The sequence below is a fragment of the Oceaniradius stylonematis genome, from assembly GCF_003149475.2.
GTDB classification, from domain to species: Bacteria; Pseudomonadota; Alphaproteobacteria; order Rhizobiales; family Rhizobiaceae; genus Roseitalea; species Roseitalea stylonematis.
The window spans coordinates 383,091-406,135 of record NZ_QFWV02000008.1 but is presented as its reverse complement, the minus strand read 5'-3'; the positions used below and the strand labels follow the sequence as shown (position 1 = coordinate 406,135).

Here is a 23,045-nt window from a genome sequence, read left to right as displayed (position 1 = left end):
CTATTCCCGTGTCTTGAGTACTTCGATAAGGTCGAGACGATCGATGCGCCTGCGCACGGCCAGCGCAGAGACGACGGCCGCTGCGGTCACGACCAGGCTCGCGGTCGTATAGGTCGACTGCTCCACCACCAATGGAATCCTGTAGAGATCGCTTTCAAATCCCTGCGCTACCGACCATGCGAAGCCGTATCCGAGCGCCCAGCCGAGAGGCTGGGCAAAGAGGACAACGACCCCCAGTTCGATCATCAGAATCGAGGAGACTTCGCCGCGCGTGAAGCCAAAGACCCTGAGGCTGGCAAGCTCCCTGCCGCGTTCGGAAAGCTGGATACGTGCGGAGTTGTAGATCACGCCGAAGGTGATGATCACCGCGAGCACGGTATAGATGGTGATACTGATGACGATGTTCTCTTCGATGGTCGCGCGGAAATTCGCGCGCGACAGGTTGGTCAGTGCGATCGAGGAAATGCCGGGTGTTTCCTTGACTGCCGCGTAGGTCTGGCCGAGCCGGTCTGCATCGAGCTTGACGCGGGCGCCGCTGATGCGGTCGCCGTCGCGCACAAGCCTGTTCAAGGCTTCGAGGTCCATATATGCGGTCAGACCGACGAGGCTCTGGATCGTACCGGCGACGGGAACGTGGACGATCCTGTCATCTTGCTGCATGACCTCGATGGACGCGAGGTCGCCCACCCGCAGGTCAAGCCGCTCGGCGACGCGATCAGAGAGCACGATTCCGTTCGACGGAAGGGCAAGCGGAAGCTGATCCCGGTCCAGCACACGCGTCAGATCCGTCATCGACGGCAGGCCCTCGAGGACCAGCCGCTCTTCGATGTGGCGGTTGGACATCGTGACGGGTACCTGCCGGTAGGGCTCGGCGGCAAGAATGCCCGGCATGCGGCGCACCGCACGCAAGGCATCGGGGTGCCGGTCGCCGGCGAAAGCAATGACCGCGTCCTCGCGCGAGGTCTGGAAGAAGATCTGGTCGATCATGTGGTCAATGGAGTCGAATGAAAACAGCGCCGTCACAAGCAGTGCCACCGAGAACGATGTACCCAACGCGGTGAGGCCGGTGCGCACCGGGTTCCGCCACAGGTGGCGCAGCGCCATCGTCGTCAGCTGTGAAAAAACGGAATGCAGAATGCCAAGATCGAGACCGAGGCTCCTGTAGTTCGCCGGCGCCGGCGGCCGCATTGCGACTGCAGGCGGCAAGGCGACAACGGTTCGTATGGCGCTCGCAGCGCCGGCGAGCGCCGCGATCACCGATACGACGGCCGCAATGACATAGAGATCGGCGCTGCCGGCAAAGACAAGGAACGGAAACGAGAAGAACTGGGCGTAGAGGCGCGCCAGCGATCCGCCCAGCCATGCGCCCGCGACACTGCCGATCACGAGCCCGACGAGGACGATGGCGAGCACCATCTTCGCGTAGTGCCAGGCAACGCCGACACTTGTGTAGCCGCTTGCCTTGAGCAGGCCGATTTGTTCGCGTTCCAGGGCGATCAGGCGCGACAGGATCATGTTGACCAGGAAGGCGGAAACAAACAGGAAAATCGGCGGAATGACGCCCGCCATGGCCTCGAGCTGCGTCAATTCGGCATCGAGAAAGGCATGCGACGTCTGGTCTTCGCGTCCATACGCACCGGTGCCGCCATAGTGCCGAAGCAGGTCGTCAACGGCTTCCGTGATGACCTCGACATCGGCATTGCGCAATGTTGTCAGGACCGCGCTGTTGAACGATCCGGTCATGTCGAATGCGGCGGCAAGCGTCTTGCGCGGCATGAACAAGATTCCGTATCGGCGCTGGTCGGGAACCATGTCTCCGGGCCCGATCGCGTAGATGAACTCAGGCGACAGAACGACGCCCGTTATCGTCAGCTCCCGGCTCTTGCCGTTTATCTGGGCGCGGAAGCGGTCACCCGGGCGGAAGCCGTGCGCGGATGCAAATGTCTCGACCACCGCGACTTCGTCAGACCGGTCCGGTTCCGGCAGCCTGCCCTGACGCAGGTAAAGCCTGTTGACGCGTGCCTCGCCTGCGTCCGGCAGCGACACGGCGATGCCGGCGGCCGGCTCTATCATGCCGTCAATATCGAGAATCAGATCCTTGACGATCCGCGTTTCAACGGCCGCTACCCCTTCTATGGCGGCCAGATCACGCTTGAGCCGCTCCGGTGCGCGATTGGCCGACGCGAAAACGCTCGCGAACCGGTAGCGTTCGTAGAAGGCGGACCGGGTCTCATCGAGTGACCGGGTCGCACCGACGAACAGCACAATCGTCATGACGCCGCAGGCAATGACGAGCCCGACCGCAAGCACCTGCGCCCAGAGGCGCGTCAGGTCGCGGACGAGTTTGCGGTCGAGTGCGCTCAGCATTTCACCATTCGACCTCCGTCGCCGCAATCCGTGCTTCGTTGACATGCATTGATGCAATGCGTCCGTCGAGGAACTGGAAGACGCGGTGGGCGATCTGCTGGATCCCGGCATTGTGGGTGATGATCGCGGTGGTCGTGCCGAATTCGGTGTTGATCCGGGTGAGCGCTTCGAGGACGATCACGCCGGTCTTTGAATCCAGCGCGCCGGTCGGCTCGTCGCAAAGGAGCACTTCGGGGCGTTTGGCAATCGCGCGCGCTATTGCCACGCGCTGCTGCTCTCCTCCCGACAGCTGCGCGGGAAAATGCGACATTCGATCTGTCAAGTTCACCATGGCCAGCGCTTCGTCGGGCGTCATCGGATCACGCGCGACCTCGGTGACCAGAGAGACGTTCTCCCAGGCCGTCAGGCTCGGGATGAGATTGTAGAACTGGAACACGAAGCCGATGTGATCTCGGCGAAAGCGGGTCAGTTGGCGATCGCTGAAGTCGGTCAGGTCGCGGCCGTTGAACAGAACCGATCCCGAGGTGGCGCGGTCCAGACCGCCGATTATGTTCAGCAGTGTCGACTTGCCGCTGCCGGACGGTCCCAGAAGGACGGCGATCTCACCCGCAAAGAGCTGGAGATCGATGCCGGCGAGTGCACGCACCTCGACCTCGCCCGACGTGTAGACCTTGGTGACCCCGGTAACGTCAAAAACAGGCTCGGTGCCGTGGTGGCTGGGTGACATGATGGCAAGGTAAAGCAAGGGCGCGCTGCCTTCCTTGACGGATGTCAATTCGCCACGGCGCGGGCAATGTCTCCATCGCCGCATTCCGGGCACCCGAAAATGCGGAGCAATCACCGGCCGACTGTGTCGGAAGACACCGTTGCCGAGCGCATGTCGCGGCAATGGGACCTGAGCGGGCCCCATCCGTTTCGCGATTTCCAGACATCGGCTGAAATGCGCCGCCTTGCGGCGATGATGTCTTGCCGGGGCGGCGAGCAATTGCGCGTCGGCCAATCTCCGCCATGCACCGCCACCGCCGGCCGAGGCCGGTGCCAATCGAATGCGGTTTGAACGCCCTTCCGATCAGCTCAAGCGCGAGATCGACCGGCTGATCGATCGCCTCGCCAACGGTATTGGCGATCCGTACGCGATCGGTTTCCGCTCGACGGATCTCTTTCATGAACGCGAGGCGGTTCTTGCAGAACCGGAGAAGGTCCGACGCGCCTTGCAGGTCGTATCACCGCATCCCGCCATCCTGAAACGTCATGAAGAGCTGCTCGAAAACCTGCAGCGCGCATTGGCGGCAGGCATCCGTTCAGGCGATCAGGAATGCGCAGAAGCAAACACCGGTGCTGGTCGAAACCGTGACCGTCTATCGCGATCCGTCCTGCTATCACTCCGCCGAGATCGATCTGGAGCCCATGATAACCCGTTTTGGCCGCAATCACGGATGCATGCACCGCGATCTGGCGCACAAGCTTCGTTGCACGTCCCGCGGCAGCGTCAATTGCGGCATTCAGCTGCTTCCGGCCGGCACGCCGCAGATGTGACATCGGACGTAGAAGCTGACCTGGTCGGACCAATTGACGTTCGATGGGCGCTGCTGTCTGATGTACTTGGCTGATTTGGGATGGGACGACCATGGATATTGCTTTGGCGTTGATTGTGCTGGTCGCATTGCTTGCGACGGTTTGGTTTTTGCTGCGTTGGCTGTTTGTCAGGAAAGAGCGCAAGAAGGCGTTCCGATCCCGGTTTCTGCTCGCCCTTCTTGCAATGATCGTGTCGTTCGGCGCGTTCGGGTTTTTGATCGGCAACCAGGACAGTCAGCTGGCCCTGGAGGCCGGTTTTGCAGATGCGGCAAGCTACAGAGCGGCACGAGATGCCGGCATTGACGATCCGGCTCAATGGGCCGCCGTTCTGGCCGAGCGTCAGGCCGAGGCGGCGCGTCGGGCCGAAAGCGAAGCCGCCGACCAGGCACGCCGGGATCAGGAGGCCGCCGAGGCGGCCGAGGCGGCAGCGGCCGCGCGTGCCCAACAGGAAGCAGAAGCCGCACGCCAGGCCGAGATCGAAGTGGCCCAGGCGGCTGAACGTGATGCCTTCTATTCGGTGCCTGACGATCAACGCAGGTTCGTCGAGGCTGTCACGGCTGCCGCCGCGACCGCACGTGAAGCCGAGAACGACCTCCAAAGGGGCGCTGCGCGCCGGGATCGAAAGGCGGCCATGTGCGCGGTGGTTTCCGGCTCCGCGGTTCGGGGCTGGACCGGGACGATCCGGACGCTGACGACGAACGGCGAGGGCAAGGGTGTGCTGGGCGTCGCGATTGGTGGCGATGCGGTCTTGAAGACCTGGAACAACGCGTTCTCCGATACGTTCGACGCGACGCTCATCGAGCCAACCAATCCCATGTTCGATCGGCTTGCGCAGCTGTCCCGTGGCGATCGCGTGAGGTTCGACGCGACCCTGTTCCGGACCCCTGATGGGCCGGACTGTTTCGAAGAACAGAGCCTGACATTGTCGGGCTCGCTCCGAGACCCCGGCTTCACGACGCGGTTTGAGCGCATCGAGCGGTTCGAGGACGGTCAATAGGTGGGGCTATCCATGCAGCGTGTGGAGCGGGCGCCTCGAGTTGGTGTCCAAATGCCAAGGGCAAAATTTCCAGAAGCTGCGGGCGCGCCACACGATCCTTGGCGAACGCGCCTATCCAGACGGTGTCAAACGGATGTGTGGATTGATGGTAGCGGAGGAGGGACTCGAACCCCCGACACATGGATTATGATTCCACTGCTCTAACCGACTGAGCTACTCCGCCAAAGGGGCGCTTGTGCCCATCTGAAGCGTGGCGGATATAAGGGCCGGGCCTTTGCGCTGTCAAGCGAGCAGGCCCTGGGTTTTTGTGCCGGTTTCCGGTGCCGTTCGGGGGGCGCACAATCGCTTGCCGCAAAGGCGGTCACGGGGCGCAATCGGCGACCGGAGGCGCCGGCCCCGCCCGACGTCTTGCGCGCAGGTTCGCAGATCATGCGGCTTGCGCCGGCGCACCGGCGCCGCTACCACCGCGCCAGTTTCGCGATCAGGAGTTCCGCCACTCGTGTCAGACCAACAATCCGTCGCCGTCATCGGCTGCGGCCAATGGGGCCGAAACCATGTGCGAACGCTGGCCGGGCTGGGCGCGCTCGCCGCCGTCGCCGACCGGCATCCGGAGCGCGCGGCAGCGCTTGCCCAAGAGCACGGCGCGCATGCGGCTCCGGTCGAGGCGCTCGTCGCCGACAGGGCGGTGAAAGCGCTGGTTCTGGCGCTGCCGGCCGAAGAAAATGCCGCGCTTGCCTGTGCGGCGCTGGAGGCGGGCAAGCATGTGCTGGTCGAAAAGCCGATCGCGCTGACCGTCGCCGATGCCGAGAAGATGGTCGCCGCCGCGCGCGATTGCGGCCGGGTGCTGATGGTCGGTCATGTCCTGCGCTATCACAACGCGTTCCGTGCGCTGGTCGGGGCAATCGAAGCCGGCCGGATCGGCAAGGTCCGGCACATTCAGAGCCACCGGCTCGGCTTCGGCAAATTCTATGACCGGTTCGACGCGCTGTGGGATCTCGCGCCGCACGACCTGTCGCTGGTGCTCAGCCTGGCCGAGGGGGCGCCGCGGTCGGTCGATGTGCGGCCCGTGTCGGTCACCGGCGGTCAGACGGACATGGCCCATGTGCACCTCGATTTCGCCGGCGGACCGACGGCGCACATCTTCGTTTCGCGCCATTCCGCCTATGGCGAGCGGCGCTTTGCGGCGACGGGGGAAACCGGTACGCTGGTCTGGGACGATCTGGCCGACTGGCCCGACAAGCTGCATCTGGTGCCCCACACGGTGCGGCGCGGCGACGATGGGCGCTGGCAGCAGGACAAGGGCGAGGCGCAGCCTGTCGCCGTCGAGCCCGGCATGGCGCTGACCGACGAGTTGGTCCATTTCCTCGATTGCGTGCGCACCGGCGCGACGCCGCTCTCGTCAGGCATGCAGGGGCTCGACGTGGTCCGCATCCTCTCGACGGCGCCGTGAGCCCGGAAAACCAAGCGATCACCGCCGGTTACAGGCCGGGCGCATGTGTGACCGGACGTATACTTTATTTCAATGGGCGGTGGCGATAGGTCAGGCTAGGGCTGAACGGGGCGCGTTCACAACAACAATTGTCCCGGGGGCATGGGGTTCGGATGCAGTTTATCGATTTGGCAGCGCAGCGCACACGTTTGGGCTCGGCGCTGGACGAGGCCGTCAGCACGGCGGTGCATGGCGGCGCCTACATTCTTGGGCCGCAGGTCGCCGAGTTCGAAAAACGGTTCGCCGACTATCTGGGCGTCAAGCATGTGATCGGCTGCGCCAGTGGCACGGACGCGCTGCAGATCCCGCTGATGGCGTGGGGTGTGGGTCCCGGCGACGCGGTGTTCGTGCCCTCCTTCACCTTCGCGTCGACCGCCGAAGTGGTAGCGCTTCTGGGCGCCGAGCCTGTCTTCGTCGACATCGATCCGGAAACCTACCTGATGGATGTTCGGTCGCTGGAAAGCGCGATCGCGATGATCGAGGCCGAAGGCCGGCTGACGCCGCGCGCGGTCATTCCGGTCGATTTGTTCGGCATGGTGGCCGATTATGACGCGATCATGCCGGTTGCGCGGGCGCACGGGCTCAAGGTGATTTCCGATGCCGCCCAGGCGGCGGGCGCCAAGAAGGATGGCGCGTTCTGCGGCGCCTTCGGCGATGTGGCGACCACCAGCTTTTATCCGGCCAAGCCGCTGGGCTGTTACGGCGATGGCGGCGCGGTGATGACCGACGATGACGATCTGGCCGAGGTGATGCGGTCGGTCGCCTTCCACGGCAAGGGCGAAAACCAGTACGACAATGTGCGGATCGGCCTGACCTCGCGGCTGGACACGATCCAGGCGGCGATCCTGAACCTCAAACTGGACATTCTCGAAGACGAGATGGAAGCGCGCCAGCGCGTGGCGCAGCGCTATCATGATGGGCTGAAGGATGTGGTGAAGACCGCGCGCAATCCCGACGGCATGCGCTCGGCCTGGGCGCAATATGCCATCGAGAGCAGCGAGCGCGATGCGCTTAAGGCGCATCTGGCCGACAAGCAGATCCCCTCGGTCGTCTATTACGTCAAGCCGCTGCATCAGCAGGCCGCCTATGACCGTTTTCCGGTTGCGCCGGGCGGGCTGCCGGTCACCGAGGCCAAGCCCGCGACGATCCTGTGCCTGCCGATGCACCCTTATCTGAGCGAAGCCGATCAGGACCGCGTGATTGCCGAAATCCGCGCCTTTGCCGGCCGCGACGCGTTGCCGGTGGCGGCCGAGTAGGGCGAACTAGAACCTACCGGCCTTCGCGGTACCACATCGAGGCGATGACGAGGATCATCAGCCCGAGCCCGAGAAACCCGCCGAACAGCGCCTGACGGCCGACGCCGCGCAGTTCGGTTTCCGCCGAGGTCCTGAACCCCATGAAGTCGCGGCCGCTGGCATCGGCGGTCGAGCGCACGGGCAGGATGGACGGCACGTCGATATCGTTGCCAAGGCGCCGGACAGTTCCGCCCGATTCGCGCACGGCTTCGGCCAGCGGTTCGACGGTCGAGATCATGTCGCGGAACTCGGGCGCATCGGTGCGGCCGACATGGGCCAGCGCAGTCAGGTCGCCATCTTCCAGGTTGAAAAGGCCGATCTCGTCGGTCTGCAGTTCCGCTTCAAACAGGCCCGGTGCGCGCTCGACCAGATCGAGCGTCAGCACATCGCCCGATGGCGTGGTCACGGTCACCGGCCCGGCGGTCTCGGCCATGGTCTGGCGGCGGATGGAGAGGCGGTCGCCCTCGGAGGTCGCCGTCAGCGCCTCCTCTTCCAGTTCGGGTTCCTTCATCAGCCAGTGGGCGAGGCGCCGGTAAAGGCCGACATGGGGGCCGCCACCCTCGAAGCCGCGCGCCCACAGCCAGCCATGGTCCGACAGCATCAGCCCGACGCGGCCTTCCTCGTAAGTGTTGAGCACCAGAAGCGGCGCGTCGCCGCCGGCCTGCATCACCGTGGTACCCTCGATGTCGGTGACGCCGACATTGCGGAACCAACGGCCCCATTGCGGCGGCTCGCTGCCGGCGCCTTCCAGATCGCGGGTCACAGGGTGGCGCGCGCCGTCGTCGGTCAGCCTCGGATAGAACCCCGCCTGGACGACACCGCCGGTCGGCGCGGCGGGCAGCGCGCTGACGAGCGGCGTGCGGGCGACCGAGTTCGGGCCCGCATATTCGGGGCCCGAGGCAACGAGCAGCGCGCCGCCGCCACGCACATATTGGGCGATGAAATCGTAGTAGAGCGTCGGCAGCACGTTGCGGTTCTGGTAGCGGTCGAAGATGATCAGGTCGAAATCGTCGATCCTTTCGACGAACAGTTCGCGCGTCGGAAAGGCGATCAGCGACAGTTCGTTGATCGGCGTGCCGTCCTGCTTTTCGGGCGGGCGCAGAATGGTGAAGTGGACCAGATCGACCGAGGCGTCGGACTTCAAGAGATTGCGCCAGGTGCGTTCGCCCGAATGGGGTTCGCCCGAAACCAGAAGCACGCGCAGGTTCTCGCGAATGCCCTCCATGCGCATGATGGCGCGGTTGTTGTTACCGGTCAGTTCGCCGTCCAGTTCGGCGACGCGCAATTCGACGATGTTGGCGCCGCCCCGGTCCAGCTCGATGTCGATCGGATAGACCTGTCCGGGCACCGCCTGCGCCGTCGCATGCAGTTCGCCGTTGAGGAAAAGTTCGACATTGACCACCTGGCCGGCGGCGGGCATCGCGCCCTGATCGGTGACGCGGTAGCTCATCTCGACCGGCGTGCCGACGATGGCAAAGCGCGGCGCTTCGACCAGTTCGATCTTGCGGTCGAACTCATCGTCGCGCCCGGTGATCAGCCCGTGAACCGGCGCATCGAACCCCAGTTCGGCGAGCGTCTCGGGAAGATCGTGGATCTGGCCGTCCGTGATCATCACGGCACCGCCGACCTGCGCGGGCGGCACGTCGCGCAGGGCCGAACGCAGCGCGTCGAACAGGCGGGTTTCGGTGGCCGTTCCCGTCGCCGCCGCGCCGGTCTCGACGATGCGCAGATCGAATTGGCCGAACCGTTCGAATGCCCGTTCGAGCTCGCTTGCTGCCGCATCTGTCTGGTCGAGCCGCTCGCCGAGCCGCTGGCTTTGCGAGGTGTCGAGCACCATGGCGACCGTCGTCGGCAGCGCGGCGCGCTCCTCGTTGAGGATCACGGGATTGGCGAGCGCGAGGACAAGGCAGGCGGCGGCGAGCGTCCGCAGCCACGCGCCGCGCAGGCCCATGACGATGATCGTCGCGCAAAGCGCCGCCGCCAGCAGCGCCGCCACGGCGATCAGCGGCCAGGCGAGGAACGGCTCGAAGGTCAGCGAAAGCGTGTTGGTTTCCATCTACTGCCCCAGCCTTTCGAGAAGGGCGGGAATGTGCACCTGATCGGCTTTGTAATTGCCGGTCAGCATGTACATCATGATGTTGACCCCCGACCGGAACGCATAGATGCGCTGCAGCGGATCGCCCGTGGCGATGGCGTGCAGCGGCCGGCCGGCATCGTCGAGTGCCCATGCGGCGGCCAGATCGTTGCCGGTGATCATGATCGGCGTGACGCCGTCGCCGGTGCGCACGGGGCGGTCTGCGCGTCCGTCATCGAGCGCCGACGCCTCGACCCAGAGCGGCGAGCCGGCATAGCGGCCGGGGAAATTGTCGAGGATGTAGAACGCCTTGGTCAGCACATGGTCGGGCGGGACGGGCTCGAGCGGCGGCACGTTGAGGCCGCCGAGAATGTCGCGCAGCCGTTCTGTTTCGGGTGTCGCGCCGTCGGTGAACGATCCGGTGAGCTGGTCGCGCGTGTCGAACAGGATGGTGCCGCCGTTCTGCATGTAGGCGTCGAGCCGCGCCACGGCGGTTTCGGACGGCATGTCGCCTTGCGCGCTCATCGGAAAATAGATCAGCGGATAGAAGGCCAGTTCGTCCGCCTCGATATCGAGGCCGACCGGCGCGCCGGGCTCGAATGCCGTGCGCGAGGCCAGAAAGCGGGTCAGCCCGTCAATGCCGGCGCGGGTCGTCTCGTCGACGGTCCGGTCGCCTGTCAGCACATAGGCGATGCGGGTCGTCTCCAGCGCATCGAGAATCAGATCGTCGCCGGGCCGCGTGTCGTCGGCCCGCGACGTGCCGGCGCCGAATATGACGACGAGGCCGGCGGCAAGCGCGATGGCGGCGCTTGCCGGCGCGCGCCGGCGCGGCGCGGTGCCGAACGACAGGCGGCCATTGATCCACAGGACCGCGAGCGTGTCGGCGATCAGCAGGACGAAGGCGGCGAGGAACAGCCAGCCGCTCAAATCGGCCTCGTCCTCGGCGACCAGCGATTGCTCGGCCACGTCCAGGCCGGGTGGCGCGGGTGCAAACGCCGTCAGCGTCTCGTCGCGGGCAAGCACGTTGCGTGCAACGAAACCCTCAGGCGTGCCGTAAAGGCCCGCGGGGTTCTCGAAACCGGGCCGGGCGTCGGCTTCGGCGTCGAGCGGGCGGACATGGGCGGGCGGAATGGCGAGCGTGCCGTCGGCGCGCAGGATGCGCAGCGGGGGCAGGGCGGCCGTGCTCTCGGCCGCAGCGGTCACCGGCGCCTGACCCGGTTCAGTGTTGCGCGCGAAATCGGTGATCCGCCGGAGCATGTCGACGAAGGTGCCGCTGATCGGCAGGTTCGACCAGGTCGCCTCGGCGGTGACATGGAACAGGACGATCGCACCCTCGCCGCGCCGGACGCCGGTGACAAGCGGCGTGCCGTCGGCGAGGCTCGCCCATGTGCGGTCGGCGAGGTCGGCATCGGGCTGGGCAAGGATCTGGCGTGTCACGGTCACATCGCGCGGCGCTTCGAGCCCGGCGAACGGGCTTTCGGCGGCAAAGGCGGCGACCGCCTGCGGCTCGCTCCACGAGAGGGCTCCGCCAAGGGCGCGCTCGCCGGCTCGGAGCGTCACGGGCAGGTAGGGATCGTCTTGGGCCGAGGCGGCAAGGCGCGGACCCGCGAAGCGGACAAGCGTTCCGCCGGCGGCCAGCCATTCATCGATCCGGTCGGCGGCCGCCGCAGGCAGAACGCCGATATCGGCCATGACGATCATCGCCGGGCCCTGGTCGATCATCTCGGGAACGTCGACGCTCAGATCGCCGGTGCGCGGCTCGATCAGGTCGGCAAACGGGGCGAGTGCCCGCGAAATGTAGAAAAGCGGCGACAGCAGCGGCTGCGCCTCGTCGCCGGCAAGACCGGTCAGAAGCGCGACGCGGCGGCGGCGATTGTTCTCGTCCAGAAGGAACGCCGCGCCGGCATGGGGCGCGCCGTCGATCCGCGCCGTGGCGATGTCGTTGCGCAGCTCGAACGGGATGTCGAAGGTGATAATGGTTTCGGCGGCACCGGCTTCGAACGTGGTTTCGCCCCGGCCCAGAAGCCGCTCGCGGCTGTCGTAGAGTGCAACGCTCGCGGTTTCGGCGGCTGCCGGCGTGCGCGCAAGGCTCAAGGCGAAACCGTCGGTGCGGTTGTCGGCGGCGGTGATCGCAACGAGGTCCCGGTCGGTGGCTGAAAAGCGCAACAGGCCATCCAGGCCGGCACCGGCGAGCCGGTCGTTCAGCGCTTCGCCGTCCGGTTCGGCGAGCCCGGTGTCGATCATGGCGAGGACCGGCGGCGCGTCGGCGGTCTCTGTGGCGGCCAGCAGCCGCGCCAATGTCGCGTCGCGGTCGGCGCGTCCGGCAATCGGCTCGATCGCGCCCAGCATGTCGGCGGCGGCGCCCGCGTCGGTGAGCTGAACGGTCGCTGCCGGTCCGGCCACCGTCGGGGCCAAGGCCACCGGGCGGCCCTGATCGCCGGCCTGGGCGATGAGCGCCTGCGCCGTCCGGACCCGATCGTCCCAGTCGGGGGCCGCGGACCAGTCATTGTCGATGAGGATCAGCAACGGGCCGTCGCCCGAAGCCAGTTCGCTCTGCGGGTTCAGGATCGGTCGGGCGAGCGCGAGGATGACGAGCGCGGTCAAACCAAGGCGCAGCGCCGTCAGCCACCAGGGGCTCTTGGCCGGCGTCTCCTCTTTCTTGACGAGGCGCGCAAGGATCCTGAGAGGCGGGAACAGTTCGGTCTGCGGGCGCGGCGGGATCAGCCGCAGCAGCCACCAGATCAGCGGCAGCAGCGCCAATGCGGCGAGCACAGCGGGAAAGGTGAAGCCGATCGCACCGATCATGGCGAATCACCTGGTGCGTCGGTCGCGGCGACTTCTTCGGGATTGCCGGTCATCAGGCCGTGCAGGCGCACCAGCGTCTCCGAGGCCAGCCGGTCGGTGCGGCTGACGGTGAAACTGCCGCCGAGCGCATGGGCGCGCTGGCGCAGCGCATCGCGGCGCGCGGCGCGCAATTCGGTATAGTCGGACTGCCAGTCCTGGGCGCGGCCGGAGGTGATACGTTCGCCGGTCTCCGGATCGAGGAACTCGGTGCGGCCCTTGTAGGGAAAATCCTCTTCGGCCGGGTCGGCCACCTCGACCAGATGCGGGCGCGGTCCGTGCTGGGCCACGTCGTTGAGAAAGGCTTCGCACTCTTCGACCGGGCGCAGGAAGTCGCTGACGATGAGCATCTCGGAAAAGCGGCGCACCATGGTCAGCGGCGGCCAGTCATCGTTGGGATGGCCAAGATCGCCCATCAGCGCGGTGGCGAGCCGCTCGGCGCCGTTGCGCGAGGCCCGCGGCCGCAACAGTCCCGGATAGCCGACGCGTTCGCCGGCATGGGATAGGAGGTCCGCCATGGCGATGGCGACGATCAGCGCGCGTTCTTCTTTCGATGTGCGCGCACCGCGCGACTGGAACAGCATGGAGGGTGACAGGTCGACCCAGATCCAGACCGTGTGCGCCGCTTCCCATTCCAGATCGCGGACATAGGTTTGGTCGTCGCGGGCCGAACGGCGCCAGTCGATGCGGGCCAGCGTCTCGCCTGCCTGATAGGGCCGGTACTGCCAGAAGGTCTCACCGATGCCGCGCCGGCGGCGTCCGTGCCAGCCGGCCATCACCGTGTTGGCGATGCGGCGGGCATCGACCAGAAGATCGGGCACCAGCGAGGCGCGGTGGCGGGCCCTTTGCAGGGTGTGCGCCTGGCTGGCCCGTTCGCTTCTTTGTCCGATGGTCGCCATGCGGGGCCGGCTACTCCAGTGCGTCCACGAGACCGGCGATCACCGTGCCGACGCTCATGCCCTCGGCGCGGGCGGCAAAGGTCAGCGCCATGCGGTGCTGGAGGATCGGCTCGGCAAGGGCGCGCACATCGTCGACGGACGGCGCAAACCGGCCTTCGTAAAGCGCGCGGGCGCGGGCACACAGCATCAGCGACTGGCTGGCGCGCGGTCCGGGGCCCCATGCCACGTGGCGGTCGGTGGCGTCGGTTCCGGTGCCCGGACGCGCCGAGCGGACCAGCCTGAGGATCGCTTCGACCACGCTTTCGGGCACCGGCATGCGGCGCACCAGCGTCTGCAACTCCTGCAGGCGTTGCGCGGTGACCACCGGATTTGCCACCGCCGCGTCGATGCCGGTCGTGTCGATCAGGATGCGGCGCTCGGCCTCCACTTCGGGATAGGTGATGTCGATCTGCATCAGGAACCGGTCGAGCTGTGCCTCGGGCAGGGGATAGGTGCCCTCCTGCTCGAGCGGGTTCTGCGTCGCCAGAACGTGGAACGGGGCGGGCAGATCGTAATGCTGGCCGGCGACGGTCACGTGGTATTCCTGCATGGCCTGCAAGAGGGCCGACTGGGTGCGCGGGCTGGCGCGGTTGATCTCGTCGGCCATCAGGAGCTGGGTGAAGATCGGCCCCTTGACGAAGCGGAAATGGCGCTTGCCGTCGTCGGCTTCCTCGAGCACTTCCGATCCAAGGATGTCGGCAGGCATCAGGTCGGGCGTGAACTGGATGCGGCCGCTGTCGAGCCCCAGAACCGTGCCAAGCGTGTCGACCAGCTTGGTCTTGGCAAGACCGGGCACGCCGACCAGCAGCGCGTGGCCGCCCGACAGGATGGCAACGATCGCGTTCTGGATGACGTCTTCCTGACCGAAGATGACGTTGCCGATCTCGCTTTTGATGTTGGCGATATCGCCGAGCGCGGTTTCCGCCTGGGCGACGATAGCGGCCTCATCGACGGTCTCGGTGGTGGCATGAACGCTCATCTCAATCTCCCATCGACCCGTGGCACGCGCTTCGCACAGGGTTGCCCGACCGAAGGTAAATCAAGGCCGGGTGCTGACAAGTGCGCCGGGGGTGACTATTTCGTGACTTCACAGCATTTGGCCGCGAACAGGCTCCGGGAAGGTGAATGGCGGAAAACGGCGAATCAAAGGCGGCGGCACCGGCGGACCTCAAAGGGCTCGAAGCGCTGGTCGCGCGTGCCGGCGAGGGGCGCGGCACGCCGCCGGTCGAGCAGTGGAACCCGCCCTTTTGCGGCAATCTGGATATGGAGATCGCCGCCGACGGCACCTGGTTCTATATGGGCACGCCGATCGGCCGCCCGGCGCTGGTCAAGCTGTTTTCGAGCGTGTTGCGCAAGGACGAGGACGGCAAGACATACCTGGTCACGCCGGTCGAAAAGGTCGGCATCCGCGTTGCCGATGCGCCGTTTCTGGCCGTCGAGATGCATGTGGGCGCGCGCGACGGCGCGCAGGTGCTAACGTTCCGCACCCATGTGGGCGATGTCGTCGAGGCGGGTGAAGACCATCCGCTTCGCTTTGAGATCGAGCCGGAGACGATGGGCGTCAAACCCTATGTGCATGTGCGCGGCCGGCTTGAGGCGCTGGTGACACGCGCGGTGATGTACGATCTGATCGCGCTCGGCTCACACGAGGAGATCGACGGCACGCCGATGTTCGTCGTCCATTCGGGCGGGCAGGCGTTCCCGGTCATGAAGAGCGCCGATCTCGAGGCGGCGCTGGCCGAGGCGGCATCGTGACGGTGGACATGCGTTCCGCACCGTTCGGCGTCGCCGACTTTTCCGACCGGGCCGTCCGCCGCGGCGACGGGTCCGGTCCCGAAGCCGGCGATTTCCGCTACAATCCCGATGCGACCGATGCCATCCGCGCGATGGCGCGCAAGGATGCCGCCGTTCTGGTCAGCGTGATCGAGCGCGGCGACGGCGCCCACATGGTGCTGACCAAGCGCACCGAGGCGCTGCGCACCCATTCGGGGCAGATCGCGCTGCCCGGCGGACGGATCGATCCTGACGACTTGACGCCGGAGGCGGCGGCGCTGCGCGAATGCGAAGAAGAGACCGGCATTCCGCGGGACGCGGTGCGGACGGTTGGACGGCTGCCGGTCTATCTGAGCGGATCGGGCTTTCGCATCCACCCGGTGCTGGCGGTGATCGAGGGCGACCCGCCGGTGCGGCCGAACCCGGACGAGGTTGAAAGCGTTTTCGAGGTGCCGATGGCGTTTCTGATGAACCGCGACAATCACCGAAAAGGCAGCGTCGTCTGGAACGGCAAGCGCCGCTATTTCCTCGAAATGCCCTATGGCGAACATCGCATCTGGGGCGTGACGGCGGGCATCATCCGCACGGTTTATGAAGGGCTCTACGCTTGAGCGCGGGACGACTGGAGGCCTCCTGGCTGAACGATGCCGGCCTGCAGCGGCTTCTGGCGCTGCTTGGCGCCGATGGCGAGGAGGCGCGCATCGTCGGCGGCGCAATCCGCAACACGCTTCTGGGACAGCCGGTGACGGACATCGACATCGCCACCACAAGCGAGCCGGGCGAGACGATGCGGCGGCTTCAGGCGGCCGGCGTCAAGGCGGTCGACACGGGCATGGAGCACGGCACGGTGACGGCGGTCATCGACGGGCACGGCTATGAGATCACGACGCTGCGCGAGGATACCGAGACCGACGGCCGGCGGGCGGTGGTTCGGTTCGGGCGCAGCTGGCAGCACGATGCCGAGCGGCGCGACTTCACGATCAACGCGCTTTATGCCGATGCCGATGGCACGCTTCGTGACCCCGTCGGCGGACGTGCTGACATCGAGGGGCGGCTGGTGCGGTTCATCGGCGATCCCGAGCAGCGCATCCGCGAGGATTATCTGCGCATCCTGCGGTTTTTCCGCTTCTTTGCCTGGTATGGCCATGGCCGGCCCGACGCGGACGGGCTGAAGGCGTGCGCGCGGCTCAAAGAGGGCCTGGCCGGGCTTTCCGCCGAGCGGATATGGACGGAAATGCGCAAGCTTCTTGCGGCGCCCGACCCGTCGCGTGCGCTGTTGTGGATGCGGCAGGCGGGTGTCCTGTCGCTGGTGCTGCCGGAGAGCGAGAAGTGGGGCATTGACGGCATTCACGGGCTGATGGCGGCGGAACAGGCCCTTGGCTGGCCAGCGGACGCGGTGCTGCGGCTGATGGTGCTGATCCCGCTGCGCAAGGAGGTCGTGCAGGGACTTGCGGAGCGCTGGAAGCTGGGGAGCCGCGTGCGCGACCGGTTGGTCGCCGTCAGCCAGGCGCATGGCGTTGCGCCGGACATGGCGACCGGCGATTTCGAACGGCTGTTGTATCAGGGTAACCCGCAGGCGATCACCGACCGGATGCGGCTCGACATCGCCGCTTTGGGCACTGACGACGTTGGCGCGCAATCCCTTGTGCGCCTTCTCGATCATGCCGGTTCATGGACGCGACCGTCCTTTCCATTGAGCGGCCGCGACCTGATGGCGCTGGGATTTGACAGCGGGCCGGCGCTTGGCGACGCCCTGCGGACCCTCGAGAAGCGCTGGATCGACAGCGGGTTTTCGCTCGACCGCGATAGGCTTTTGGCCGACGTGCCCGCGCCGGAGTAACCCTTGGGGCCGCTCTTGTCAGGCGGGCACCTCGTGCACGCGCTTTTTGATCTCTTCGACCATGGTCTCGCGCAGACGCGCCTCGCCATGGGCCGAGCGCAGATGCTCGGCGGCGCGCCGGACGATTTCGGCCTCGTCGTCATCATGGGTGTGCCAGTGGCATCCCGGCACAAGCTGGCCGCACTTGAATTCCTTCATCATCCACCTCCTCTGGTGACGCCAAGTCATCATGACGGGCAGTTTTGACGATTTTGTGCCGGTGCGCCTTGCCTGAGGTTAAGTGGCGAACGGACAGGGCGTCATGGCCATTTCACCGCCGGAGGCATGGATGAGAGGATCGAATCCACATTGCCGCCGGTCTTCAGGCCGAAAATGGTGCCGCGATCGTAGAGCAGGTTGAACTCGACATAACGGCCGCGGCGGACCAGCTGCTCCTCACGCTGGGCGTCGGTCCAGTTGTCGTTGAAATTGCGCCGGACGAGATGCGGATAGACCACCAGAAAAGTGCGCCCGACATCCTGGGTCAGGGCGAAGTCCGCCTCCCAGCCGCCGGCGGCATCGTCCGAATGCTGCCAGTCGTAGAAGATGCCGCCAATGCCGCGCGGCTCGTTGCGATGGGCAAGGTGGAAGTATTCGTCGCACCAGTCCTTGAATTTGGGGTATTCGGCGACGGCGTGTTTGGAGCAGGCCAGTTCGAACGATTTGTGGAAGGCGACGCTGTCGGGATCGTCCTGGGTGCGGCGCGCATCGAGCACCGGCGTCAGGTCGGCGCCGCCGCCGAACCACCAGGAGGTGGTGACGACGAAGCGCGTGTTCATGTGCACGGCCGGCACGTTGGGGTTTTGCGGATGGGCGATCAGCGAGATGCCGGACGCCCAGAAACGCGGGTCGGCGTCGGCGCCGGGGATCTGCTTGCGGAACTCCTCGGAAAACTCCCCATGCACGGTCGATGTGTGCACGCCGACCTTTTCGAAAACGCGGCCATGCATCATCGACATGACGCCGCCTCCACCCTTGCCGTCGTCGCGTTCCCAGGGCGATCTGGTGAACCGGCCGGGCACATATTCGGCGAACGGGCCGGTGACATCGTCCTCGATCTTCTCGAAAGCGGCGCAGATGCGGTCGCGAAGTTCCTCGAACCAGGCGCTGGCCTGCCGCTTCTTGTGCTCGATGTCCGCCGGCAGTCCCGCCGGCAGCTGTGGCCGCTCAACCATGTTTCAAACCCGTTGCCCTTTGTGCCCGATCGGGTCGTGCCTATCGCGCATCGCCGGCCTTGCCAAGCAGTGACCTTTCAGATGGGGACTTGGCGCGCGGGAACGATATGGTATCGTCTGACGCGGAGGTATCAGATGGCTCCGCCCAGGCCGCCGCGCGCGCTCGTCAATCGCCATTTGGAAGCCAGCCGCTCGAGCGGCCCGTCGGGCTTTGTGCGGGAGACCTACCGGCTGAGCCGGCCCGAAGCGCGGCGCAAGGCGCGCGAATGGTTCGATCAATACCCCAAGGCCGCCTATTGGACGCAGGTCGAGAGCTGGCGCGTGCTCGACGGCGATGTCATCGAATTCACCATGCGCCGCCTGCCGACCGCGGACTGACCCATGACACTCGACAATGACTGGACGCTGCGCCGGGCGCAGGGAGAAGACGACATGACGGCCTGCGTGGCGATCCGCCATCAGGTGTTCGTGCGCGAGCAATGCGTGGATGAAGCGCTGGAGCGCGACGGCCGCGACGGCGACTGCATCCATTATCTGGCCTTGGGCGCCGACGGGCCGGTCGGCACCGGCCGCGTTATGCCGCTCGAAGACCGCTACAAAATCCAGCGCGTCGCGGTGCTGCCCCGGGCGCGGGGCACCGGCCTTGGCGCGGCGCTGATGCGCTTCATGATGGCCGATCTGGCCAACGAGGCCGAGGCGGCCGGTCGCACTTTCTTTCTGTCGAGCCAGGTGCATGCCCTGCCGTTCTACGAAAAGCTCGGCTTTTCGGTCTGCTCCGGCGTCTATATGGATGCGGGCATCCCGCACCGGGACATGCAGGCGCCGGTCATCCCGCCGGCTGGGGCCTGACCGGCCGGCCCAGGTCCGATTCACGCTTTTCCACCCAGTTGGCGCCGGGACCGAGCGCGGCGGCCTTGTCGTCGCCATTGTAGATCGCGCAGGTGTCGAGCGAGAGGCAGCCGCAGCCGATGCATCCGTCGAGCCGGTCGCGCAGGCGTTCGAGCTGCGCCATCCGTTCATCGATCGCGTCCCGGAAGCCGGTGCTGATCCGCGCCCAGTCGGCCTTGGTGGGCGGGCGGTCGCCGGGAAGCCGGTCCAGTTGGCCCCTGATCTCGGCCAGCGAGAAGCCCAGGCGCTGCGATATCGCGATGAACGACACTTTGCGGATTTCGGAGCGCGTGAAGCGGCGGTTGCCGCCTTCGCTGCGCAGCGCCGTGATCAGGCCCTCGTCGGCATAGTAGCGGATCGCGGAGACCGCGAGACCGGTGCGTGCGGCCACCTCGCCGATGGTCAGGAAAGGGCTCTTGCGCGGCAAACGATTTTCTCCTTGATCTCAAGTTGACTTGAGAAAGTATGACTCCCGGCGAGCCAATCATCAAGAAGGAGACCACCATGTCCGACGCCAATGTCGCCCGCCTCGAGCACGTCAACCTGACGGTTCCCGATGCCAAGGCCACGGCCGCCATGCTCTGCCGCCTGTTTGGCTGGCATGTGCGATGGGAGGGTCCGGCGCTTGGCAATGGCCACACTGTCCATGTCGGCAACCAGGTGAGCTATCTGGCCGTCTTCACGCCGCCGGCGGAGCCGAATGCCGCTTCGTTCGACAAGATGCGCACCGGGCATCTGAACCATGTCGGCGTCGTGGTGGACGATCTCGACGCAACGGAGGCGAGAGTGAAGGCCGAGGGCCACGAGCCTTACAGCCATGACGATTACGAGCCCGGGCGGCGCTTTTATTTCAAGGACGAGAACGGCATCGAGTTCGAAGTGGTCAGCTATGGACGCTGATCTGCCGGATCGCCTCGGCGGCGGCGATGCCGACGGAGACGGCCAGATTGAGCGAGCGGGCGCCTTCGGCCATCGTGATGGCCAGGCGTTCGTCCGCCACACTGTGTACGGTCTCCGGCACGCCCGCCGATTCCGACCCGAACAGCAGGATGTCATCGGATGTGAACCGGTGGGCGGTGTAGGGCGTGTCGGCCTTGGTCGTCAGCAGCACCAGCCGCAATCCTTGACGCCGTCGCCACTGTTCGAAGGCATCCCACGTCACGTGCCGGATCAGCGCCGCCATCTCCAGATAGTCCATGCCGGCGCGTTTCAATGCACGGTCGGACAGATCGAACCCGGCCGGTTCGATGATGTGGACGGCAAAGTCGAGGCACGCCGCGGTGCGCAGAATCGTGCCGGCATTGCCGGCAATGTCCGGCTGGTAGAGGGCGATGGAGAGGCGTTCGGGGCGCGGTGATGATGACAGCGTCATGTCGGTATGGGTGCCGGTTTGGTCGAGTGTGCGTTGCTTTAGGCGCCCCGTTGCGCTATGGCCAGACGCGTTGGTGCTCACCGAACAGGAGGCAGGCATGAAAATTATGATGTTTGTCAGCTCGAACATCCTGTTCGCGCCCCGGATCGGCCTGCCGCGTTTCTGCACGGCCCCGTCCGACTTCTAGCACCAGCGGTTCCGACACCTTCCATTCAAGACATCGCGTCGTGACCGCCGGTTTGGTTCCGCCAAACGGTTCACGACCATGATTCTGTCTGCAGCCCTTCGCGCGTCGCGCGCCCCTGATGAAACCGCGCCGGTCACGGTGCCGGTGCTGGCGCTCGCGTTTTGCGGCTCTACATCCTTACGCTTCGAGGCCAAAAATGTTTGCCTGGTTTGAAAATCGCATCAATCCGTTTCCGCCCGAGCGGCCCGTCCAACCGCCGGCAACGCTGTTCGCCTTTTGCTGGCATTACACCAGGGATATCTGGCCGTGGCTTGCGGTCACGTCCGTCCTGACGGCGCTGATCAGCATCCTGCAGGTTCTGATCTTCAGCTTTCTTGGCAACATCGTCGACTGGCTGACCGGCGCCAATCCGGAAACCTTCCTGGCCGATGAAGGCTGGTCGCTGTTCTGGATGGCCGCGATCATCGTGGTCGGCCTGCCGCTGACCGGCCTGTTCCACTCGCTGATCATGCACCAGACCATCTTCGGCAACTTCCCGATGGTGATCCGCTGGAAGGCGCACCGCTACATGCTGGGCCAGTCCTTCGGCTTCTATCAGGACGAGTTCGCCGGCCGCGTCGCCACCAAGGTGATGCAGGCGGCGCTCGGCGTGCGCGAATCGGTCACCAAGATCGTCGATATCTTCATCTATGTGGGCGTCTATTTCGGCGGTGCCGTCATTCTGGTGGCGACACTTCAGGCGTGGCTGATGGTGCCGTTCCTGGTCTGGCTGGGCACCTACATTCTCCTGATGTGGCATTATCTGCCGAAGATGCGGGTCATCTCGGAACGGCAGTCCGATGCGCGCTCGACGATGACCGGCCGCGTCGTCGACAGCTACACCAACATCATGACGGTCAAGCTGTTCGCCCATGCGGGCCGCGAGGAAGGCTATGCGCGCGAGGCGATGGACGACTTCCTCAAGACCGTTCATCCGCAGATGCGGCTTGTCACGACGCTCAATGTCAGCCTCGACATTGCCAATGCGCTGCTGCTGTTCTCGGTGGCGGCGATCGGCATCTGGGGCTGGACGGCGGGCAACGCCACCGTCGGTGCGCTGGCGGTGGCCGTCGGCCTGGTGCTGCGCCTTGAAGGCATGTCCTACTGGGTGATGTGGGAACTGGCCGGCCTGTTCGAGAACATCGGCATGGCCGAGGACGGCATGCACACGATCGCCCGGCCGCAGGTGGTGACCGACACGGACAGTACCAAGACGTTGGTTGTCGAACGCGGCGAAATCGAGTTCGACCGCATCCGCTTCCATTACGGCAAGGAAGGCGGTGTGATCGACGATCTGTCGCTGACGGTCCGTCCGGGCGAAAAGGTCGGTTTGGTCGGCCGGTCCGGCGCCGGCAAGTCGACGCTGATGAATGTGCTGTTGCGGCTCTACGACCTGGAAGGCGGGGTGATCCGTGTCGATGGGCAGGACATCGCCCAAGTGACGCAGGACAGCCTGCGCAGCCGGATCGGTGTCGTCACGCAGGACACTTCGCTGCTGCATCGTTCGGTGCGCGACAACATCGCCTATGGCAACCCCGAGGCCACCGACGCGCAGGTGATCGAGGCGGCCAAGCGCGCCAATGCCCACGATTACATCATGGATCTGGTCGATCTTGAGGGCCGCACCGGCTATGACGCCCATGTCGGCGAACGTGGCGTGAAACTGTCCGGCGGCCAGCGCCAGCGCATCGCCATCGCCCGCGTGTTCCTCAAAAACGCGCCGATCCTGGTGCTGGACGAAGCGACGTCGGCGCTCGATTCGGAAGTGGAAGCTGCGATCCAGGACAATCTGAACGCGCTGATGGAAGGCAAGACCGTGATCGCCATCGCCCACCGCCTGTCGACGATCGCCAATCTCGACCGGCTCGTCGTGCTCGACAAGGGCGCGATCATCGAGGAGGGCAGCCATGACGAATTGGCCGCGGCAGGCGGGCTTTATGCCCAGCTCTGGTCGCGCCAGTCCGGCGGGTTCATCGGCGTCGACGCCAAGGCGGAGGCGGCGGAGTAGATGGCGCGTTACGGCAGCACCGGCCAGGACCCCGATCCGGCCTACCGGCGGACCGAACACCCGGTGTGGAACCGGGTGGAGCGGTTCATCGAACCGTTCGGGGACACCGACCGCGAGGTGCTGCCGCAGAACGCCTGACAGTTCATCG

22 protein-coding genes and 1 tRNA gene are annotated in these 23,045 nt (G+C 65.8%); 12 read left to right on the top strand and 11 right to left on the bottom strand.

From position 1 onward, the window contains the following. Positions 1–2,367, bottom strand: a complete 2,367-nt coding sequence (locus DEM25_RS15155) for an ABC transporter permease (protein ID WP_109768271.1) — start codon at positions 2,365–2,367, stop codon at positions 1–3. A 1-nt stretch (position 2,368) separates the two neighbouring features. Next, positions 2,369–3,094: an ABC transporter ATP-binding protein gene (locus DEM25_RS15150; protein ID WP_109768299.1), complete on the bottom strand. Its 726-nt coding sequence runs from the start codon at positions 3,092–3,094 to the stop codon at positions 2,369–2,371. 319 nt (positions 3,095–3,413) lie between these two features. On the opposite strand from DEM25_RS15150, the gene DEM25_RS17650 reads away from it, so the two are divergent. Continuing rightward, positions 3,414–3,977, top strand: a complete 564-nt coding sequence (locus DEM25_RS17650; protein WP_147393337.1) for a hypothetical protein — start codon at positions 3,414–3,416, stop codon at positions 3,975–3,977. A 17-nt stretch (positions 3,978–3,994) separates the two neighbouring features. Next, positions 3,995–4,939: a hypothetical protein gene (locus DEM25_RS15140; RefSeq protein ID WP_120222785.1), complete on the top strand. Its 945-nt coding sequence runs from the start codon at positions 3,995–3,997 to the stop codon at positions 4,937–4,939. Positions 4,940–5,085: 146 nt separating this feature from the next. Here DEM25_RS15140 and DEM25_RS15135 read toward each other — a convergent pair. After that, a tRNA-Met gene (locus DEM25_RS15135) sits at positions 5,086–5,162 on the bottom strand. A gap of 276 nt (positions 5,163–5,438) precedes the next feature. Between DEM25_RS15135 and DEM25_RS15130 the strand changes: the two genes are divergently transcribed. Then, a complete protein-coding gene (locus tag DEM25_RS15130) occupies positions 5,439–6,389 on the top strand; it encodes a Gfo/Idh/MocA family protein (protein ID WP_109768266.1) in 951 nt (316 codons plus the stop codon). Between the two features lie 152 nt (positions 6,390–6,541). Further along, on the top strand, positions 6,542–7,684 hold the full coding sequence (locus DEM25_RS15125; RefSeq protein WP_109768265.1) for a DegT/DnrJ/EryC1/StrS family aminotransferase: 1,143 nt from the start codon (positions 6,542–6,544) through the stop codon (positions 7,682–7,684). A 13-nt stretch (positions 7,685–7,697) separates the two neighbouring features. Here the strand turns inward: DEM25_RS15125 and DEM25_RS15120 are convergent, their stop codons facing one another. Genes DEM25_RS15120 through DEM25_RS15105 form a run of 4 tightly spaced genes read right to left on the bottom strand, consistent with a single transcriptional unit; the run spans position 7,698 to position 14,555 of the window. Next, positions 7,698–9,779: a hypothetical protein gene (locus DEM25_RS15120; protein ID WP_109768264.1), complete on the bottom strand. Its 2,082-nt coding sequence runs from the start codon at positions 9,777–9,779 to the stop codon at positions 7,698–7,700. Continuing rightward, positions 9,780–12,602 carry a DUF4159 domain-containing protein gene (locus DEM25_RS15115; RefSeq protein WP_109768263.1) on the bottom strand — a complete coding sequence of 941 codons (2,823 nt, stop codon included), beginning with the start codon at positions 12,600–12,602 and terminating at the stop codon, positions 9,780–9,782. Continuing rightward, complete coding sequence (locus DEM25_RS15110) at positions 12,599–13,537, bottom strand: DUF58 domain-containing protein (protein WP_109768262.1); 939 nt, start codon at positions 13,535–13,537, stop codon at positions 12,599–12,601. Before DEM25_RS15110 ends, DEM25_RS15115 begins: the two co-directional genes overlap by 4 nt. A gap of 10 nt (positions 13,538–13,547) precedes the next feature. Next, positions 13,548–14,555, bottom strand: a complete 1,008-nt coding sequence (locus DEM25_RS15105) for an AAA family ATPase (RefSeq protein WP_109768261.1) — start codon at positions 14,553–14,555, stop codon at positions 13,548–13,550. Between the two features lie 146 nt (positions 14,556–14,701). On the opposite strand from DEM25_RS15105, the gene DEM25_RS15100 reads away from it, so the two are divergent. The 3 genes from DEM25_RS15100 to DEM25_RS15090 are packed head-to-tail and all read left to right on the top strand — an operon-like array spanning position 14,702 to position 17,189. Then, positions 14,702–15,331 carry a DUF1285 domain-containing protein gene (locus DEM25_RS15100; RefSeq protein WP_109768260.1) on the top strand — a complete coding sequence of 210 codons (630 nt, stop codon included), beginning with the start codon at positions 14,702–14,704 and terminating at the stop codon, positions 15,329–15,331. A gap of 8 nt (positions 15,332–15,339) precedes the next feature. Continuing rightward, positions 15,340–15,960 carry a CoA pyrophosphatase gene (locus tag DEM25_RS15095; protein WP_109768298.1) on the top strand — a complete coding sequence of 207 codons (621 nt, stop codon included), beginning with the start codon at positions 15,340–15,342 and terminating at the stop codon, positions 15,958–15,960. Beyond that, positions 15,957–17,189, top strand: coding sequence for a CCA tRNA nucleotidyltransferase (locus tag DEM25_RS15090; RefSeq protein WP_109768259.1), 1,233 nt, complete (start codon positions 15,957–15,959; stop codon positions 17,187–17,189). The genes DEM25_RS15095 and DEM25_RS15090 overlap by 4 nt, the downstream gene beginning before the upstream one ends. 18 nt (positions 17,190–17,207) lie before the next feature. Here the strand turns inward: DEM25_RS15090 and DEM25_RS15085 are convergent, their stop codons facing one another. After that, positions 17,208–17,387 (bottom strand): DUF1059 domain-containing protein, encoded by a 180-nt coding sequence (locus tag DEM25_RS15085; protein WP_109768258.1) that lies wholly within the window; start codon positions 17,385–17,387, stop codon positions 17,208–17,210. Positions 17,388–17,488: 101 nt separating this feature from the next. Continuing rightward, positions 17,489–18,403, bottom strand: coding sequence for an oxygen-dependent coproporphyrinogen oxidase (gene hemF / locus DEM25_RS15080; RefSeq protein ID WP_109768257.1), 915 nt, complete (start codon positions 18,401–18,403; stop codon positions 17,489–17,491). Positions 18,404–18,538: 135 nt separating this feature from the next. Here hemF and DEM25_RS15075 point away from each other — a divergent pair, with 135 nt between their 5' ends. Both DEM25_RS15075 and DEM25_RS15070 read left to right on the top strand, forming a co-directional pair. After that, the gene (locus DEM25_RS15075) at positions 18,539–18,781 is read left to right on the top strand and encodes a hypothetical protein (RefSeq protein ID WP_245412953.1); all 243 of its coding nucleotides are present in this window, start codon (positions 18,539–18,541) and stop codon (positions 18,779–18,781) included. Between the two features lie 3 nt (positions 18,782–18,784). Beyond that, on the top strand, positions 18,785–19,252 hold the full coding sequence (locus DEM25_RS15070) for a GNAT family N-acetyltransferase (RefSeq protein WP_109768256.1): 468 nt from the start codon (positions 18,785–18,787) through the stop codon (positions 19,250–19,252). On the opposite strand, the gene soxR is transcribed toward DEM25_RS15070, so the two are convergent. After that, a complete protein-coding gene (gene soxR, locus DEM25_RS15065; RefSeq protein ID WP_109768255.1) occupies positions 19,230–19,718 on the bottom strand; it encodes a redox-sensitive transcriptional activator SoxR in 489 nt (162 codons plus the stop codon). The genes DEM25_RS15070 and soxR overlap by 23 nt on opposite strands. A 77-nt stretch (positions 19,719–19,795) precedes the next feature. On the opposite strand from soxR, the gene DEM25_RS15060 reads away from it, so the two are divergent. After that, the gene (locus DEM25_RS15060; protein ID WP_109768296.1) at positions 19,796–20,191 is read left to right on the top strand and encodes a VOC family protein; all 396 of its coding nucleotides are present in this window, start codon (positions 19,796–19,798) and stop codon (positions 20,189–20,191) included. Here the strand turns inward: DEM25_RS15060 and DEM25_RS15055 are convergent. Next, positions 20,175–20,663 (bottom strand): tRNA (cytidine(34)-2'-O)-methyltransferase, encoded by a 489-nt coding sequence (locus DEM25_RS15055; protein WP_109768254.1) that lies wholly within the window; start codon positions 20,661–20,663, stop codon positions 20,175–20,177. The two genes, DEM25_RS15060 and DEM25_RS15055, sit on opposite strands and share 17 nt — an antisense overlap. A gap of 383 nt (positions 20,664–21,046) precedes the next feature. Between DEM25_RS15055 and DEM25_RS15050 the strand changes: the two genes are divergently transcribed. Both DEM25_RS15050 and DEM25_RS18395 read left to right on the top strand, forming a co-directional pair. After that, the gene (locus DEM25_RS15050; protein ID WP_109768253.1) at positions 21,047–22,897 is read left to right on the top strand and encodes an ABC transporter ATP-binding protein; all 1,851 of its coding nucleotides are present in this window, start codon (positions 21,047–21,049) and stop codon (positions 22,895–22,897) included. Next, a complete protein-coding gene (locus tag DEM25_RS18395) occupies positions 22,898–23,035 on the top strand; it encodes a hypothetical protein (RefSeq protein ID WP_342633486.1) in 138 nt (45 codons plus the stop codon). Positions 23,036–23,045 lie beyond the last annotated feature (10 nt).

Bases quoted from the DNA above. Each gene is read 5' to 3' on its own strand.
- DEM25_RS15155 (WP_109768271.1), bottom strand. From the start codon at position 2,367: ATGCTGAGCGCACTCGACCGCAAACTCGTCCGCGACCTGACGCGCCTC.
- DEM25_RS15150 (WP_109768299.1), bottom strand. From the start codon at position 3,094: ATGTCACCCAGCCACCACGGCACCGAGCCTGTTTTTGACGTTACCGGG.
- DEM25_RS17650 (WP_147393337.1), top strand. From the start codon at position 3,414: ATGCGGTTTGAACGCCCTTCCGATCAGCTCAAGCGCGAGATCGACCGG.
- DEM25_RS15140 (WP_120222785.1), top strand. From the start codon at position 3,995: ATGGATATTGCTTTGGCGTTGATTGTGCTGGTCGCATTGCTTGCGACG.
- DEM25_RS15125 (WP_109768265.1), top strand. From the start codon at position 6,542: ATGCAGTTTATCGATTTGGCAGCGCAGCGCACACGTTTGGGCTCGGCG.
- DEM25_RS15120 (WP_109768264.1), bottom strand. From the start codon at position 9,779: ATGGAAACCAACACGCTTTCGCTGACCTTCGAGCCGTTCCTCGCCTGG.
- DEM25_RS15115 (WP_109768263.1), bottom strand. From the start codon at position 12,602: ATGATCGGTGCGATCGGCTTCACCTTTCCCGCTGTGCTCGCCGCATTG.
- DEM25_RS15110 (WP_109768262.1), bottom strand. From the start codon at position 13,537: ATGGCGACCATCGGACAAAGAAGCGAACGGGCCAGCCAGGCGCACACC.
- DEM25_RS15105 (WP_109768261.1), bottom strand. From the start codon at position 14,555: ATGAGCGTTCATGCCACCACCGAGACCGTCGATGAGGCCGCTATCGTC.
- DEM25_RS15100 (WP_109768260.1), top strand. From the start codon at position 14,702: ATGGCGGAAAACGGCGAATCAAAGGCGGCGGCACCGGCGGACCTCAAA.
- DEM25_RS15095 (WP_109768298.1), top strand. From the start codon at position 15,340: ATGCGTTCCGCACCGTTCGGCGTCGCCGACTTTTCCGACCGGGCCGTC.
- DEM25_RS15085 (WP_109768258.1), bottom strand. From the start codon at position 17,387: ATGAAGGAATTCAAGTGCGGCCAGCTTGTGCCGGGATGCCACTGGCAC.
- hemF (WP_109768257.1), bottom strand. From the start codon at position 18,403: ATGGTTGAGCGGCCACAGCTGCCGGCGGGACTGCCGGCGGACATCGAG.
- DEM25_RS15075 (WP_245412953.1), top strand. From the start codon at position 18,539: ATGGCTCCGCCCAGGCCGCCGCGCGCGCTCGTCAATCGCCATTTGGAA.
- DEM25_RS15070 (WP_109768256.1), top strand. From the start codon at position 18,785: ATGACACTCGACAATGACTGGACGCTGCGCCGGGCGCAGGGAGAAGAC.
- DEM25_RS15060 (WP_109768296.1), top strand. From the start codon at position 19,796: ATGTCCGACGCCAATGTCGCCCGCCTCGAGCACGTCAACCTGACGGTT.
- DEM25_RS15055 (WP_109768254.1), bottom strand. From the start codon at position 20,663: ATGACGCTGTCATCATCACCGCGCCCCGAACGCCTCTCCATCGCCCTC.
- DEM25_RS15050 (WP_109768253.1), top strand. From the start codon at position 21,047: ATGTTTGCCTGGTTTGAAAATCGCATCAATCCGTTTCCGCCCGAGCGG.
- DEM25_RS18395 (WP_342633486.1), top strand. From the start codon at position 22,898: ATGGCGCGTTACGGCAGCACCGGCCAGGACCCCGATCCGGCCTACCGG.